The following is a 15,716-nucleotide window of genomic DNA, read 5'->3' on the forward strand; positions in this document are numbered from 1 at the left end:
TCCTCGGCCTGCTCCAGGGGCTGTCTGCCCTCGCGCTGCTGGCGTTCGTCCCCTGTCTGACCGCGTTCGTCCGCAGGTACGGCAGCGACGCCCGGGCGGGCATGGTCCGCGCGCTGGCCACCGTCGCCGGAGCTCTCCTCCTGCTCTCCGCCAGCACCAGCTGGGTTCTGGCTCAGATCAGCTCCAAGGCGGAGCTGTCCACGTATCGGGCCGTCTCGGACCTGTCCTTCATCACCGGTGCCGGCCCGGCCATCGCCGCCCTTGGCGTGGCGGTCTTCCTGGTCGCCGCGACGGGACGCGCCAGCCACGCCTTGCCCGCCTGGGTCACGTGGAGCGGCATGGTGATCGGGGTGGCCAGCGTATTGTCGATGAGCTCGCTCGTCGCCGAGGGCGGCTCGGTCTTCATCCCGGTCGGTCGTTTCCTTGGCTTCGTCTGGTTCGTCGCACTCAGCGTGTTGCTGTGGCGGCGCGGTGGGCGAACGGATGATCTCACCGGTTCCAGCACGCCGCGGTATCTGTGAGGCCGACGCCGAGCAGGAGCGTGGAAACCGGATCTGTGGTCACCGTCGGCGGCCGTCGTCCCCATGGGGAAACGGGCGCTGTCGGAGATCTTGTAACCGATGCGCGGTCATGGGCTGTGAAGGATGCGTTTGCGGAGAAGCGGGAGGTGCGCGCGACCGAAGCCCATGCGCTTGAGGAGCTTGGCTCTCGTGACGTGACCTTCGACCTGGCCCGAGCTCCAGGGGGTGGCGAAGGCGGCAGTGACGGCGCCGAGGTCGCGGTGGAAGCCGTTGACCAGCGAGTGCAGGGCGGGCAGGTCGTCGGCCTGACCCGGTCCATCCAGGCGGGGAGGGCCTCGGCGTTCTGGTTGCGCATCATCGCGGCGAAGTCGCGGACGTGCCTGACGATGAGGTCCAGGTGCGGACAGCCGGTGCGGATCTCCTTGAGCTCGGTGGCATCGGCTTCCGGGAGCCGGTCGGGGGCGGTCATGATCCAGCGGACCACACGCCGGGGCTTGGGGACGGTCCTGACTGGAGGAGGGGGCGCGGGCGATGACTTCGGCAGCGGGCTGTGCGGCTTCTTGAATGGGCGGAAGTACCGGCGGACGCTCTGGACGTCACCGGTGAAGCCCTGTTCTTGGATCTCTCGGTGGAGACGCAGGACGTCATGGCAGCCCTCACGCCAGCGTTGATGGAGATACGGCTTGTAGGGGTCGAGTTTCGAGGCCCGGTTGGTGGCCTTGACCAGCAGTTCCTCCAAGCTCTGGGCGCGGGCGAATCGGCGGACGGTGGAGTGGTCCAGCCGCAGTTCCCGCCGGATCGCGGCCAGCGACTTCCCCTCGGCCAGGCGCTGCTGGACGGCCTCGTAGCGTTCGGTGGTGCGGGCCACCAGCCGGCGGGGGCGGCCCAGGACGTCGAGCGCGCCATCGGGTGGGACGAAGTCAGGCTCCGGCTCCGATGACTCCGCCGTGACCAGGGACGCCGTGGTCGGCTCCGCGATGTCGGGGGCCGGGGTGAACGTGGCGCGGATGCAGGAATGGTGGGCGCCGACGGTCTTCTCCACGGCTTCGGCGAGGTTGCGCCACAGGTGCCAGCCGTCGGCGACCTGGAGGGCCTGCGGGGCCCCGGTGCGGGCGCCTTCGGCGTAGGCGCCGGCCCGGTCGCGGCAGATCACCTCGATCTCCGGGTGGCCGGCGAGCCAGGAGGCCAGGGGCTCGGCGTCCCTGCCGGGCAAGACGTCCAGCGGGCGGCGGGCTTCCAGGTCCACCAGGGGGGTCGCGTAGGAGTCGCCCTTGCGGAGGGCGAAGTCATCAACGCCCAGCACTCTGACCGGGCCGGACGGTGCATCCGGAACCGAGCAGAGGAGGCCCAGGAGCACGTCCTTGGCCACCGGAATACCCAGCAGCGCGGCCAGCCTGGCCCCAGGACGCCCCGCCAGCACCAGCGCGATCGACGACAGCATCTGCCGTAACAACAGTGTGTACCGGGCGTGCGGCCGGGTCAGGCCCTCCACTTGCTCGGCGAACGTCACCGCGGCGCAGCGGGAGTTACTGCACTTGAACCGCCGCACCACGAGCTCGACCACCACCGGCGTCAGCCCGACCGGTGCATCCCGCAGCTGCCGCGTGTACCGGCCGTGCACCCGCCACGACGGCATCCCACACCCCGGACACCGCACTGGCAGCGCCCGGCACGACGCACGAAACGTGACCACCCCGGCGGCCCGGTCCGCCGACTCCACCACCACACCAACTAAATGCGGCAGCAACCGCCCCAAATCCCCTGAACCGCACACCCAGTTGATGCCCAGTTCAGACCGACTCCGTCGCTGAGTAGGCCCGGAGCGCGGTGCCGGGATTGCTCCCGGTCCGTTTTTCCGGACCTCTCGCCGAACCCGCCGTGCGCCTCTCAACGCAACGGGCTCTCCACGGTCTCTGCCTTCAGGCGTGGTTGATACCGGCCCCAGGGGTTGGGGATCCTCGACGCCCGGTAGCGGTAACGGGTAATCGTCACCGTCTCGAGGTCGAAGAGTTCGATCCCGTCCGCATGTGGGCGACGCCAGCCCCCGCGGGGGTTGGCGAGCCACCGGCGAACGTCCTTCCATCTCCAGCGATGCAGAGCCCTCAGCCACCGGACCACCCGCCACCAGACGAAGTGTTCCAACATGCTGAAGGTGTGTTTCGCCACTGCGTGCTTGAAGTAGTTGGCCCAGCCGCGCATGATCTGATTGAGACGGATCAGCACGTCCCTGGGAGCGTGTTGCAACGTCCTGTGGGTCAGGGCACGGATCTTCGCCTTCAACGACCGGAGGGGCCGGTCGGCGATGAAGGTGTAGACGTACCACTTGTCGTTGGTTCCCTGCTTGCGGCGCCACTGGATGCGGAACCCCAAGAAGTCGAAACCGTCGGTCATGTGCACGATTCGGGTCTTGGTCGGTGACAGCCGAAGAGCCAGAGGCTCCAGCACATGAGCGATGTCTTCATGCAGCGTTTCGACGTCGTCGCGGGTGCCGTGCACGAGGACGACGAAGTCGTCCGCGTAACGGACGACCCGCCACCTGGGCAGGCCCAGATAGCGACGTCGGTCTCGCCAGGAGCCGGTGCTCATCTCCCCGCCGTTCTTCCACGGCCTGTGCAGGTGCTCGTCGAGCACCGACAGGACGATGTTGAAGATCAGCGGTGAAAGGATCCCGCCTTGCGGGGTGCCGGTGTGAGTGTCCTGGTACTGACCGTCCTCAGTGAGGACACCAGCCTTCAAGAACGCCTTGACCAGATCCAGTACGCGCTTGTCCTTGACTCTGACCCGCACCGCGTCCATAGCGGCGCGGTGCGAGACGTTGTCGAAGGCCGCCTCGATATCCGCATCCAGCACCCACCGATAGCCTCGGGTGCCGAAGTAATGGATCTCGGCGATCGCGTCCTGGGCCCGCCGCGCGGGCCGGAACCCGTAGGAAACCGGCTCGAAGTCGGCCTCGAAAATGGGCTCCAGCACCAGTTTCAGTGCCGCCTGGACCAAGCGGTCCTCCACCCGGGGAATCCCGAGCTTGCGGACCTTCCCCGAGCCACCGGGCTTGGGAATCGCGCGTTCGCGTGCCGGCATCGGGCTCCAGGCCCGTGCCTTGAGCCGCTCACGCACCTCGGCCAGGAAGGCCGGGACGCCGATCTCGGACTCGATCCAGCCGACCGTGCGGCCGTCCACGCCGGGAGTCCGCGCCCCCTGATTGCCCGCAACCCGGTCCCACGCGATTCGCAGCGTGGCCGGATCGTGCACGAAGTTGAACAGGTCGTCGAACCTGCGGCCGGGGTCGGCCGCCGCCCAACGGTGAAGCTTGGCCTGCATCTCCGATACCCGCTGACGGGGACCCATTTCGGGGCCCGTTGGCGGAGCGTCGCCGTTCGGCGGCGCATCTTCCGGCATTGCAGCATCCTTCCCTTCTCGATACCGCTGCCGCCCTTCCCCATGTGACCGGCTTTCCCGGCCTCGGAGTACTACGGCGGCTCCGCCCCCTCCCGGACCGATCAGTCGTCGGTGGACTCAGCCCCGCCACCACCGCCGGACGCGGCGTGAAGGGCAAGGACCGGGACGGTTCCCGTGTTCACTGTGGTTCGCTCGTTGACTTCTCCCCCAGCTGAAGCAGGGGGATTCTTCCCTCGCGGGTTGAGCTTTCTGCTTCTCAGACAGCAGCTGCCCCGAACTAACGGCAAAGGACGTTGGTACGCCCAGCAGTCTTACGCCAGCTCCACAGACCTGACATCCCGCCAGCCCGGCGGTAGGCCCGGCCAGCTTGGTTATCACCGGCCGGACGGCCTACAAACTACCAGTCTCCTGCGGGTCGTTGGCGGTAGACGCCGATCCGCCCTGGCGGCGAATCGGCTTTCCCTGCCCTGCTCCGCAGGAGTCCGATTCCTCCCCGCCTGAAGGCGGGGGTATCCACGGAGGAATCCCGATGAAGGAGGAGCCCGACTGTGTCCCTGTGGCATCGCCGCGAGTACGCCGCAGACCTTCCCCACGGCCTCCCGAGCAGCTCTTGAATACCGCCCCAGGAGTTCTCCAGATCACCCGAAAGAATGACCCGGATACGCGCCACATCCGGCCCAGATCCACCAGATTCGAGCCGGTGTCGCTTTAAGAGACGTAACACGCCGGTTCCTTGCGTACTCCTCTCCATCACGCTCGCCGGACCCGCACCATCTGGCAGTACTGGCACGTCCCGGCTTTGTCAGGGCCGCTTCCCGCCCTCCCCGTCACCACCCGGGTCAGGCTGCCCTCAGCTTCAACAACCCTGCTGCGACAGGCGTTGGCGAAGGTCTCTCACCTCCACTCGAACCAGCAGCGCCTCACGGCGCAAACAAGATCTCCGACAGAGCCGAATTGCATGACCGCTGACATCACCTTCCACCACGTGGTCAAGGAAGCCGAGGCGTTCGCGGCCGGCCTTCCCGATGTCGCCGCGCAGCTGCACGCCGCGGACTCGGAGCTGTACCCGGCCACGATCTGGGCCAACTGGCTGTGCGGCGACCACAAGCCCAACCACCGTCGATGGGTTCTCGGGGAGTTCGCCGACGGGATCGCCATGGACGGCACGATGGTGGAGAAGGGCTTCCTGAGCTCGGTGAAGGTCCTGGGCGAGGGCGTCGACACCCGAAATTGTGACTCTGTGTACTTCGCCGACGTGCGCGGCTCCATGCCCGACCTGGTCCAGGCCGTGGGCCGGGCGCTGCGGATGCAGCCGGGCGAGGGGAAGATGGCCTCCCTCGTGGTGCCGGTGCTGCTGGGTCCCGGGGAGACGGCGGACAACATGCTCACCTCCCGGGCGTATGGCGGCTTGGCGAAGCTCTTGGAAGCGCTCAGGGCGCACGACGCCCGCATCGTTGAGCAGTTGGCCGAGCAGCAGGCCCAAAGCCGCTCCAGGGGCGTGCAGACGCGCGAGAAGGGCGGCGCTGGGGACGGCTCCGGTGGTGCGTCCGCTTCGGCGAAGGCGCTGCTGAAGTTCTCCACTCCGCGTGACCCGGCCGCGCTGGCGGCGTTCATCAACCTGCGGGTGCTCAACCCCGAGCACGAGCACTGGCGGCGCGGCATCGAGGCCGCCGTCATCTACGCCCGCGAGGTGGGCGATCTCAAGGTGCCGTTCACGTACCGCGTTCCCGAGCGCGGCGACCAGGAGGCGGAAGCCGAGGGGTGGCCGGCCTCACTCGCCAATTTCCCGCTGGGGCAATGGATCGCCGACGCCCGAAGGTTCTACGCCCGCGGGGACATGGACGCCGACCGCGGCGCGCAGCTGGAGAAGCTCGGCATGGTGTGGTCGCACTTCGACGTCGCGTGGGAAGAGGGCCTGGCCGCCGCCCGTGGATGGGCTGCCGAACACGGGCACCTCCTGGCCCCGCTGGACGCCACTTATCAGGGGGCCAAGGTGGGGATCTGGCTGAAGAACGCCCGGGCCGCCGCCCGGAAGGCCGCTGAGATCGAGCAGCAGCGTGCCCAGGGGCTTCCGGTTCCGTCGTCGGCCGGCGCCTTGTCGGAGGAGCGGCGCGAGCAGCTTGAGGAGATCGACCCGTCGTGGCGCCCGGCCTGGCCCGTGGAATGGCAGAGAGCGTTCCACCTCACCCGCCGGCACCTGGACGAGGGCGGCGAGTTGCCGACCGAGCCGGGCGTGGTCGTGCGCCAGGGCGAGGATCTCGGGCGGTGGGTCAAGGCCGTTCGCTTCGGCTGGGACAAGCTCACCGCCGTACAGCAGTGGATGTGCGAGCAGGTCCTCGGGATCGAACCCGCCACCGAGAACGAGAAACCGGTCCCACGCCGTACGCAGGCCGGCAAGTGGGCGCTCAACTTCGCCGCCGCCCGACAGTTCTACGAACGCGAGGGACATCTTCGGGTGCCCAGGAAACACGTCGAGACGATCGTGATCAGCAGCGACGGCGAGGACCAGGAACAGCGTGATCTCCGGCTGGGGGCCTGGATCGGCAACCAGCGCTCGAGGGTGGCGTCGCTGACACCCGAGCGCGTGCAGCAGCTGTCCACCATCGGCATGCGCTGGACCTGAAGGGGCGGCCAGGAAGATTACGGGGATCCGCCGCTGTTCCTTGGTCGGATCGGGCGACGGATCCCTGTAGAGCAGATCGCTCACGAGCGGCAGACTCGGTTGGCTGGGGCACCTGGGAGGTACGTCGATCGTTCCTGTGCGGTGAGGTCGCGGTGAACAGCGTGACAGATCTTGCTGATCGCTCTGGCCTGATTCAGCGGGGATATGGCCCACAGGCGCAACGTGTGACCGGATTGATCGGGGCTGTCACCAGTGGCCGCCAGGGTATGTCCGTCGGGGCTGAACGTCACCAACCTGCCACCGCCCGTAGGGGCGTTGATGGTGATCTGGAGCTGGCCGGTAGCCACATTCCAGAGCCGTACCGTCTGGTCGGCGCTGCCGGTGGCCAGGGTGTGCCCGTCCGGACTGAACGCCAGGGAATATACCTGTCCTTGGTTGCCGCTGAGGGTGTTGCGAGGCTGGTGTGTAGCCACGTCCCAGAGCCGCACCGTGTTGCCAGCACCGCTCACAGCCAGAATGTGCCCGTCCGGACTGAACGCCAAAGTGCCGGACCCGGTGGCGGCGAGGTTGGCTTTCAGTCGGCCTGTGGAGCTGTCCCAGAGCTGCACAGAACGGTTGGCCGCACTGGTAGCCAAGGTGCGTCCGTCTGAGCTGAATGCCACGAATATGTGTGAGGCGTAGATGCCACTAAGCGTTGGGAGCTTGGCCCAGGGCTTGCCGGTGGATAGGTCCCACAGCGAGACCTGGAAGCCAGGAGCGCCGGGGTGTTCAGTAGCTTTCAAGCGCTCAGTAGCTAGGGTGCGTCCGTCGGAACTGAGCGCGACTGGGCGGTCGGGGTTCTGGTTGTTCCGGTTGCCGGTCAGGAGGGTCAGGGGCCGACTCGTCGCCACGTCCCACCGGCGTACCGTGCCGTCGTCGCTTGCGGTTGTCAGAGTGTGGCCGTGTGCGAATGCCGTCAGTTCCACGCCGTTGGGGTCGGCGTCCAACGCCCGCTGGGGACTGTCGATGTGACCCATGGTGGCGCGGAGGCGGCCCGTGCCTGCGTCCCACAGCCGGGCCGCCCCGTCCACGCTCCCGGTGACCACGATGTGTCCGTCCGGGCTGAATGCCAGGGAGTTGACGTACCTGATGTGGCGGATGGTGGTGTGAGGCTGAGGGGTTCCCACGTCCCACAGGCGTACTGTGCCGTCCCCGCTGCCGGTGACGAGGGTGCGCCCGTCCGGGCTGAGGGCCAGTGATACCGCTAGGTCGGTGCGCCCGGGGAGGGTGGTGCGGAGCTGGCCTGTGGAGGCATTCCACAGCCGCACGGTGCGGTCGTCGCTGGCGGTGGCCAGAGTGTGCCCGTCAGGGCTGAAAGCCTCTGCCCTGATCACATCGGTGTGGCCTGCGAAAGAGGTCCGGCTGCGGCCAGTCTTTACGTCCCAGAGCCGGACCGTGTTGGCCTCGGCGATGGCTGCAGTGTGCCCATCGGGACTGAACACCACCGTTACCGGCTTGCCCTCGGCGTCGGTGAGGGTGATGAGGGGTTGGCCCGTGGCCATGTCCCACAGCATCACCTTTCCGATCTCGTCTACGGTCGCCACGGTGTGTCCGTCAGGGCTGAAGACGATCGACACCAGGACTTGCGGGATGTGGAGGGTGGTGCGGAGCCGGCCGGTGGAGGCGTCCCACAGGCGCACCGTGTGATCGGCGCTTCCGGTGGCCAGAGTGTGCCCGTCCGGACTGAACGCTACTGTCCCCAGGCTGTCCTCATGGTTGGTGTCGCCTCTTCCGGTCCGGCCGTTGGGAACGTGCCAGCGCCGCAGACTGCGGCCGGTGGCTGTGTTCCACAGGCGGACCGTGTGGTCGTCGCTTGCGGTGGCAACCGTATTCCCGTCGGGGCTGAAGGCAACAGACGTCACACTGTCTTTGTGGCCGGTGAGGGTGGTTCGGGGCCGGCCGGTGGCTGCATCCCAGAGGCGTACGGTGTGGTCGTCGCTTGCGGTGGCCATGGTGTGGCCGTTGGGGCTGAACGCCACGGTCTCCACCCAGGCGGAGTGGCCGGTAAGACGGCGCTTCAACGGGGAGGCGGCAGCGGAGTAGAGGCTGGTGGTCGCTTCGCTGGTGGGGCTGGTCCGGTAGGCCTGGGCAGCCAGGAGCGAAGCCAGATCCGGGTCGGTGGCCATTAGGCTGGTCGACTGGGCTGCGAGCTGTCGGGACAGGGCAACCTGGCGGGCGGCATCGGCGACTCGCCGCTGGTGTTCGCTGTTCCTGCTTTGGTTCCATGCGATCAGACTTGCCAGCAGAGCGACGGCCAGCAGGGCGGACAGGGTCACCGTGAGTGTGCGCAGGCGCCGCGTGGTCCGGGTCGCGGCCCGCTGCTCACTGTCACGCGCGGCAAAGCTGGCGTTGAGGAAGGCGTGCTCCAGGGCAGTGAGGTCGTCCCTGGCGTCAGGGGTGGTGAATGCCTCTTCTGCCGCGGTCAGACGCGTGCCGCGGTACAGCACACCAGGGTCACGGTCCAGCACGTCCCAGGCCTGCGCCGCCTCGGTGAGCCGACGGTGCGCACGCAGCCGTTCGCGGTCAGTGTCGATCCAGCTGCGTAGCCGGGGCCAGGCGGTGATGAGCGCCTCGTGCGCCAGGTCGACGGTGTCGTGGTCCAGGGTGATCAGCCGGGCGCGGGCCAGCCGCTCCAGGACGGTCGCGACGTCGCCGAGGCCGTCCGCACCGAGTTCGGCGCGGGTGACGGGGCGGCGCGTGTCCTGCGTGCCCTCACCCGGGGCGATGAGCCGCAGGAGGATGCGGCGTGCCACCTCGGCTTGGCCGGGCGTCAGCCGGGAGAAGACACGCTCGGCGGTGCGGGCAACCGAACCGTACAGGCCCCCGGCCGCCTCGTACGCCTCCTCGGTCAGCACGCGGCCCTTGCGGTGGTGCCAGGTCACCAGCAAGGCGTGCGACATCAGCGGCAGGGCGCCGGGTTCGCCCTCGACCTCGCCGAGGATCCGGGCGGTCAGGGAACGCTCCACGATCAGCCCGCCGGCCTGGGCAGGTCTGACCACCGCTTCACGCAGCTCGTCGCGACTCATGGGTCCGACCAGCACGGTACGGTCCTGCAGTGCAGCGGTCAGGGCAGGGTGTTCGGCGCAGCGGCCGAGGAAGTCGGCGCGCACGGCGATGACGACGCGCAGTCTGCTCCCGGGATCGATGGCGGTGAGGAGGCGGTCGATGAACTCGTCACGCTCGGCCGGGTCATGGCAGAGGGTGTAGAGCTCCTCGAACTGATCGACGATCAGCCACGTGTCGCCGTTGGCGTCCTTCGGAATCAGGCGCAGCTCGTGGGCGCGTAAGGGATGCTCTCCAGGGGTGAGGACACGCAGCCCGGCCGGTTGCGGACCGGTCGCCTCGGGGCTACGAAGGCGGGGGATGAGGCCGGCGCGCAACAGCGAGGACTTGCCGCTGCCCGACGGGCCGAACACCGCGGTGAACCGGCGAGACGAAGCGAGCTCGACCAAGCGGTCGGTGAGCTCATCGCGGCCGAAGAACAAGTCGGCGTCGCCTGGTTCGAAGCGGGCCAGTCCCCGGTAAGGCCGCACGGCGTCCTCGTCCTCGGTGCGCGGCTCGGCCGCCACTTCTGCGGCCGCCTCACGCCACCGCGCCTCCCATTCCGCCTCATCGCCGCCGCAGGCGCGCACGTAGGCCAGCACGACCGGCAGCGTCGGCAGCCTCTCCCCCGCCGCCGCCTGCGACAGCGTGCTCGCCCCCTGGTCCGTGCGCTCGGCCATCACCCGGTACGTCGGACTCCCGGCCTCCGCCCGCAACTTGCGCAACTCCGCGGCAAACCGCGCCACCGGCCCCGCACTCGGATCCACCGGGCTTTCCGGACGCCCCGCCATCGACGGCTCCTCTGCTCAGCCCGCTTCCCCCATGGACGGGGCGCGAGGCCCGCCAAGGTACGCACGCGTGTGGCGGGAGGGCAAACCAAAGGCGCGTTCTTTGGTCAGCACCACGACGCCGTGCCCCTGAGCTGCGGGGCGGCCATTGATCAGGGTGGCAGAACCGGCTGCCCATTCAATCCCCGGACTGCTGAACTTGATGACACAAGCACCGGCCGGGTCCTCCACAGGACCGTGCATCGCCCGGTGTCCACCCATCGGTGTGCCTGGAAGGAAGTCCCTTGGATCGGCCGCGTCTTCGGACAGGCAACCGAACCTGCGCCTGGATTACCAACGAGGGAGAAAAATGATCAAGAAAGTAGCGCTAGGCATGGCAACGGCAGCGCTGGCTCTGAGCGGCCTGACCGCAGGGACGGCCCATGCAGGGGAAGCCTCGGATGTGATCGTCCCGCTGGGCACCTGCTCCTTCGCCCACCCGGTTCTGGCTGGGGTGCATACGGTGAAGGCCGGCCGTGCCACGGTCCAGCTGCGGTACAGCACGACGACTCACTGTGCTTGGGGCAGGATCGTCAACGCGAAGAAGAATGACAAGGTGTGGGTCGACCGGACGTACGACAACGGGAAGACCTACACGCACCTCGGAGCGACAACGGTGAAGTCCGGGTCGGATACCCACACGCCGTCCTACTACGACGGTGGCGGAGCCAAGATGCGGACCTGCGCGCACTCGGGCGGGGTAACCCGCTGCACCTGGCCGTGGTTCTGACAGAACCGGTGGCTGGCCAGCGAGTTCGCTTGCTGGCCAGCCAGATCTATTCGATTTCGGCCTCTCTGGGTCTTGATCCGCGTCGGGACCGGTGACGCGGTCCGTCCCAGCTGGTACGCCGAAGGCATGCGGTATGCAGCTTCACTCTCCGCTGACCAGCGTTGTCCTGGCCCGGGGAACTGGCCGGCACGAGGGGACCGGCCAGCGCTTCAGACCATGAACGGCTACTGGAGCAGGGCGGCCAGACGTCTGCCGTCTGGGCGTCGTGGAGGCGGTGGGCAACGAACGCCGCCGGGCGGGCGGGCGAGAGCCGGCCCGCCCGGTGTCTCCCGAAGGCCGCATGCCCACGCGACAGGCCCGACCACCCACGCCCATACACGAAGGGAACGTGCCACGTGAATCCGAGCAAGCACCCCGGCCTGGTCCTGGAATTCGAGGAGTACGTCCGCACCCGGCAAGACGCTCTGCTGCGCAGCGCTCGCCGCCTGGTCGGCGACCCGCTCACCGCCCAGGATCTACTGCAGACCGCGCTGTTACGCACCTACCACCGGTGGGAGCACATAGCGGATAAACGCCTCGCGGACGCCTACCTGCGCCGCGTCATGATCAACACCCGCACCGGATGGTGGCGGGCCCGGAAACTGCAGGAGCTCCCCACCGACCATCTGCCGGACGCGTCCGTCGAGGACCAGGCCGAGCAGCACGCCGACCGTGCACTGCTCATGGACATCATCAAAACGCTGCCGCCCCAACAGCTCAGCGTCCTGGTCCTTCGCTACTGGGAACAGATGTCCACCGACGAGACGGCCACCGCCCTCGGCATGGCACCCGGCACGGTCAAAAGCACACTGCACCGGGCACTCGCCCAACTCCGCCAAGAGCTGCAGCACCGCGACCCCGACTCGCCTTCAACAACGGCAGCCGGCACTGCGAACCCACCCACCGGCCACCAGGCACGATCCCTGCCCCGGACACACTGCATCCCCGCTGCACACGGACACGGGGGCAGTCATGCCACCCGCACAGCGGTCCTTTCACTCCAGGCCGGTGGAGCCGGAGGCGGCGCAGGACCGGTCGCGGGCCCAGCGCTTGAGGTCGCCGACGCGGCAGAGGAGTTCGGCCAGGCAGCTTGTCTGCCAGACGTCGCGCGTGGCCCCGTCATCGCGCGCGAGAAGACACCCGAGGCGCCAATCCCCTCGCCGTCCCCTGGCCGGCCTGCCCCACCCACCAACCTGGACCTGTCCGCCGACAACCAACAGCGCCATTCCATCGTCTTTTAGTATGACAAAGACTGGGGGACGAGAATGAATTGGCCCAGGCTCATGGGCGTCACGGCGGCTGGTCTCGCGCTGTGCGGGTGCGCCATGTCGGCGTGTACAGCCGGAGCGAGGCAGAGTCCGGGCGTGTCCGCGACCAGGGCGGACAAGACCCCGGACAACGCCGCGAGCACGTCTACCGCCACGCACCGCAAGCCCGTGCTGATCCTGAACGGCCAGCTCGACGCCCGCCCTGGGGAACTGGTCGACATACGAATCGACGGCATCAGCCGCACCCAGGGACGCGACGGGGTGACCGCCGACTCGCGCGCGTTCGCTGCACCCGCACGGATGCGATGGCAGGACGGGGTCTACTGGACCGTGGCAACCCTCGCGATGACGGACAAGCCCGGCTGGTACCCGCTGTCGGTCACCGTCGCAGGCCACACCGTGGCCCGCGACAAGGTTCAGGTCGTGCGCTCCCAGCGCCCGTCGTTCACAGTGCTGGCGTCGTCGAGGGTGGCCCGCCCCGGGGAGTCGGTGTCGCTGCTCTTCGACGACCTGTACCCAGGTGAGCGGGGCACCGATTTCACCGTACGGTCCGCAGCTCTGCCCAGGCCCGTGCGTCTCGTCCACGACACCACATACGACTTCTACAACCCTCGGGCCTTTTCGGCCCAGCCGGAGCTCAAACCCGGCCTTGCGGATGGCCCTTACACCTTCGAGCTGTACGGTCCGCAAGGCCACCCCATCACCGCAAGGGGCCTGACGGTCCGGGAATCCCGTCCAGGCGAACCCGACTACCTCGGCAAAGCGTACGGCCCCGACTTTTACGACCCAAGCACCGGCGGCCCCGACAGCGGTCACGGACACGACTTCAAGGTCCGCCCCGGAGGGCGGGTCTCGGTCGTGTGGCACGACAAGGAGCCGGATGCGGGCGAGGACACACGGCTGACCGCCACCTCACCCGCGTTCACCCACGTACTCCACCTCAACCGCGACTCCAGCAAGAGCGCCGACGGCGATGACCCCCGCTACTTCAATACGGCCACCGTCCGTACAGACATCAAGCCGGGCCGCTACCCCGTGACGATTGTCGCCCACCACGGCCGCGTGAAGAAGATCGGCTACTTGATGGTGACGGCCCGGTAGGTTGCAAGCTTGAGGCCGAGGGCATCGGGTGGAGGCTGCGCAAGTGCTGGGCGAGCATGTCGCCGTAGCGGTCGGCGTAGAGGATGCCTTCGACGACGACGTAGTACCCGGCATCCAGGGCGTAGCGGGGCCGTCAGTCGATCAGGCCGATGTTCGCGGCTCCTGGCCGGTCGCGCTCGCGCAGCACGGTGCGGCGGAGGTTGTCCTGGCCGACCACGGCCAGGCCGCGGCCGAACTTCTCGCGCAGGCCGCCGGCCGCAACGGACAACTTCCCCGAGGCGCTGTTGCCGCGCAGGATCACGAGCCGGGTTTCTTCGGCGCCCACCATCACGGCGGTCACGCTATCGACGGCCAGTGACACCGCCTGGGACGTTTCGTTGAAGCCGGACCGTCACACCTCAACTCCAGCCAGGGACATGGGCAAAGGCGGCCGCAACGGGCATGTCAGAGGCCCGACAGCGTCTGTACGCCCGTGGTGACCTGGGCGAACTCCAGGACGTTGCGAAGGCTCGCGCAACATCTGCCGCAACACCCAGTGCAGCCCTCGGCGTAACCTCGTGACGCAACGCCTGCCGCGACCTGACGCGTTTCCGTGAGCCTGGGCAGCCGAGGGCACCCGGTCGTTCCTCATGCGGCCCGCGCTGCTCCCCGGGCGCTGGCCAGCTGCCGCAACTCGGCACGCGCCGCCGGCACCGAGGGGACGCTCTTCCAGTACGGGTGCCACCACAGGCGTATGGACAGGCGTAGCAGGAGGCGATGGAGTCGGAAGCACAGGCCGACCGGTGGGCGACGCACCTTGCCACGGCCCGTCAGTTCCACGCCCGCGAAGGCCACTTGCGCGTTGGGAGGAATCACGTCGAGGACACGGCCGGTGACGGCGGCGAGAGCGTGTCGGTGCGCCTGGGGGGCTGGTTGGACAACACGCGGCGTAGGTCCGACAGGCTAACCCCGGAACGCCGGGCCGCGCTCGATGCTCTGGGGATGCGGTGGTAGGGCGGCCGGGCCGGCAGGCGGTCGCCCCGGTGAGGGAGGCAAGGCGACCGCCCTGGCCTGCCACGGTGACCACAGCAGCAGGAAACCACCTCCCACAAGCGTCCACGGAGAGGAAGGTGGATCACCCATTGTGCATGTCTGATCCACAAAACGTGATGGATCCTCGCCTGACGCAGAAGAGTGGCGTTGGTGGCTTTACTCGTCGAGGTACTGGTACTCCCCGTTTGCGCTTCCGATCGCTACACCCCCATCGCGGACCTGCCACTCACTCATGCCCTCGACTTCGTGGCTGACGAGGAAGAGGCCGGTGACCAGGTCGTTGTCATCATCGGAGGCAGGAATCCGCGCTACGAGACGCAGTTGTTCCAGAAACCAGTCGACGGACTGCTCGCGCATGTCAGCGCCGAAGAAAACCCAGTTGGTCCAGTTGTACTGCCGCGCCGGGAAGCCCCAGCCTCCGCTATACGTCCGATCGGGGTCCTCGGAGCTGACGATGTCCTTGACCCGGGCAAGCTGCCGATCGTCGCACTCCAACCACCCCCTGATCCGAACAAATACACCCACGACGGTCACTCCCCCGCGCCTTAGGCACTGCCCTGTTGATTGTCCACCGTGACGCTGAATCGAACGATAGGCAGAACGAGCCCAGCCTCGCAAAGGGCTTGATCAGTGCCGACAGGGCGTCAGTCGCAGCCTTTGACAACTGAGCACGTTCATCTGTACCCGACTGAGCACTTCACCACCGAGTACGCCGACACACCGCGGTGCTGCGCGCGACATTGTGGCAGTACCTGCGCGAGCAGGCCGACGCCGGACCATGTCACCCGAACGGCTTACACGCCCTCACCTCGGGCATGCGACCCTCACCCGTTCAGCCCACACTGAGCTTGGACCTTCTGCCGTCGCGCCGTTCCCGTGATCACCGCTTCGTCGGGAGGCATCGTGGTCGTGCTGGCTCTGCTCGTGCCGGAAATGCTCCTGCTCCTGATGCTGGCGCTGGACCTCTTCGAAGACCTCCTGTTCCCCTCACCACCACCGCCCCCTCCAGATGACAAGCCCACGAAGCAGGTCGACAGCCACGATCACGGACAGCAAGACACCTAGCGATCAACGCTCCCGGGCTTCTGAACCTCGAAT

Annotated in this window: 8 protein-coding genes and 4 pseudogenes; 7 read left to right on the forward strand and 5 right to left on the reverse strand. The window is 67.9% G+C overall.

Going from position 1 to position 15,716, the window contains the following annotated elements; translation table 11 throughout:
- Positions 1–521 (forward strand): hypothetical protein (locus ABZ656_RS38650; protein ID WP_360274585.1); only part of this gene is annotated, 521 nt, incomplete at its 5' end.
- Between the two features lie 1,078 nt (positions 522–1,599).
- Here ABZ656_RS38650 and ABZ656_RS38655 read toward each other — a convergent pair.
- Both ABZ656_RS38655 and ltrA read right to left on the reverse strand, forming a co-directional pair.
- Positions 1,600–2,157, reverse strand: a pseudogene (locus tag ABZ656_RS38655) (transposase); the annotation flags it as partial.
- A gap of 251 nt (positions 2,158–2,408) precedes the next feature.
- The gene (gene ltrA / locus ABZ656_RS38660) at positions 2,409–3,917 is read right to left on the reverse strand and encodes a group II intron reverse transcriptase/maturase (protein WP_360274588.1); all 1,509 of its coding nucleotides are present in this window, start codon (positions 3,915–3,917) and stop codon (positions 2,409–2,411) included.
- A gap of 970 nt (positions 3,918–4,887) precedes the next feature.
- On the opposite strand from ltrA, the pseudogene ABZ656_RS38665 reads away from it, so the two are divergent.
- Positions 4,888–6,540: pseudogene (locus tag ABZ656_RS38665) on the forward strand (Helicase associated domain protein); the annotation flags it as partial.
- Between the two features lie 80 nt (positions 6,541–6,620).
- Here ABZ656_RS38665 and ABZ656_RS38670 read toward each other — a convergent pair.
- Entirely contained in the window at positions 6,621–10,412 is a 3,792-nt protein-coding gene (locus tag ABZ656_RS38670; RefSeq protein ID WP_360274591.1) for a hypothetical protein, read from the reverse strand.
- 370 nt (positions 10,413–10,782) lie between these two features.
- Between ABZ656_RS38670 and ABZ656_RS38675 the strand changes: the two genes are divergently transcribed.
- The 3 genes and pseudogenes from ABZ656_RS38675 to ABZ656_RS38685 all read left to right on the forward strand — a co-directional run bounded on the left by ABZ656_RS38675 (position 10,783) and on the right by ABZ656_RS38685 (position 13,586).
- Positions 10,783–11,178: a DUF2690 domain-containing protein gene (locus tag ABZ656_RS38675; RefSeq protein WP_360274594.1), complete on the forward strand. Its 396-nt coding sequence runs from the start codon at positions 10,783–10,785 to the stop codon at positions 11,176–11,178.
- A 419-nt stretch (positions 11,179–11,597) separates the two neighbouring features.
- Positions 11,598–12,074 (forward strand): annotated as a pseudogene (locus tag ABZ656_RS38680) (SigE family RNA polymerase sigma factor); the annotation flags it as partial.
- 507 nt (positions 12,075–12,581) lie between these two features.
- Positions 12,582–13,586: a hypothetical protein gene (locus ABZ656_RS38685; protein WP_360274597.1), complete on the forward strand. Its 1,005-nt coding sequence runs from the start codon at positions 12,582–12,584 to the stop codon at positions 13,584–13,586.
- 46 nt (positions 13,587–13,632) lie between these two features.
- Here the strand turns inward: ABZ656_RS38685 and ABZ656_RS38690 are convergent.
- Positions 13,633–13,914: pseudogene (locus tag ABZ656_RS38690) on the reverse strand (kinase); the annotation flags it as partial.
- Positions 13,915–14,342: 428 nt separating this feature from the next.
- Here ABZ656_RS38690 and ABZ656_RS38695 point away from each other — a divergent pair.
- A complete protein-coding gene (locus ABZ656_RS38695) occupies positions 14,343–14,579 on the forward strand; it encodes a helicase associated domain-containing protein (protein ID WP_360274600.1) in 237 nt (78 codons plus the stop codon).
- Between the two features lie 195 nt (positions 14,580–14,774).
- Here ABZ656_RS38695 and ABZ656_RS38700 read toward each other — a convergent pair whose 3' ends face one another.
- On the reverse strand, positions 14,775–15,152 hold the full coding sequence (locus ABZ656_RS38700; protein ID WP_360274603.1) for a hypothetical protein: 378 nt from the start codon (positions 15,150–15,152) through the stop codon (positions 14,775–14,777).
- A 342-nt stretch (positions 15,153–15,494) separates the two neighbouring features.
- Here ABZ656_RS38700 and ABZ656_RS38705 point away from each other — a divergent pair, with 342 nt between their 5' ends.
- Positions 15,495–15,683, forward strand: a complete 189-nt coding sequence (locus ABZ656_RS38705; RefSeq protein ID WP_360274606.1) for a hypothetical protein — start codon at positions 15,495–15,497, stop codon at positions 15,681–15,683.
- Positions 15,684–15,716: the final 33 nt, after the last annotated feature.

Source organism: Streptomyces sp. NPDC007095 (genome assembly GCF_040634475.1).
In the GTDB taxonomy this organism is placed as follows: Bacteria; Actinomycetota; Actinomycetes; order Streptomycetales; family Streptomycetaceae; genus Streptomyces.